At 30.6% G+C, this 660-nt stretch carries 1 protein-coding gene; it reads right to left on the bottom strand.

What is annotated here, in order from left to right; translation table 11 throughout:
* Positions 1 to 159: 159 nt before the first annotated feature.
* On the bottom strand, positions 160 to 660 hold a 501-nt coding region (locus IU405_RS00545; protein ID WP_231749405.1), incomplete at its 5' end, for a LemA family protein.

Raw genomic sequence — 660 nt, 5'->3', positions numbered from 1 at the left:
TTCTAAACTTGGTTGAGTATATTCATTTGCATAATAATTAGTGAAATAGAAAAAAAGCCAAACCAAACCTAACAATAAAACCGGAAAAGCAATAAGTAGCAAGACCGATTTAAAATTATTACTATTTATTTGAGATTGTAGCCCAACATATTCCATCTATCAGAAACTTACTTTTGGTGCTTGATCTAAGGTTTGTCTTTGTGTTACACCTAAATCAAACATTGTTTCTTTTTTAAAACCAAACATTCCAGCAATAATATTTGAAGGAAAAGTTTCTACAGCATTATTCAATTCTTTTGTTGCAGAATTAAAGAATCTTCTAACAGCAGCCAATTTGTTTTCTATATCTGAAATTTCCTCTTGAAGTTGCATAAAATTAGCACTTGCTTTTAAATCAGGATATGCTTCAACAGCAATATTTAATCCGCTTAATGCTGTGGTTAGTTGATTTTCTGCGGCAATTTTTTCATCAATTGTTGAAGCATTCATTGCGCCAGCCCTTGCAGCAGTAATTTGAGTTAACACTTTTTCTTCGTGTTTCATGTATCCTTTTACACTGTCAACTAATTGAGGAATTAAATCGTGTCTTTGCTTTAATTGAACATCAATATCTGCAAAAGCATTTTCTCTATTATTGCGTAATTTTACTAGTTTATTATA

Source organism: Polaribacter sp. BAL334, from assembly GCF_015767435.1.
Taxonomy (GTDB): Bacteria; Bacteroidota; Bacteroidia; order Flavobacteriales; family Flavobacteriaceae; genus Polaribacter.
This window is presented reverse-complemented; position numbering and strand designations above follow the sequence as displayed.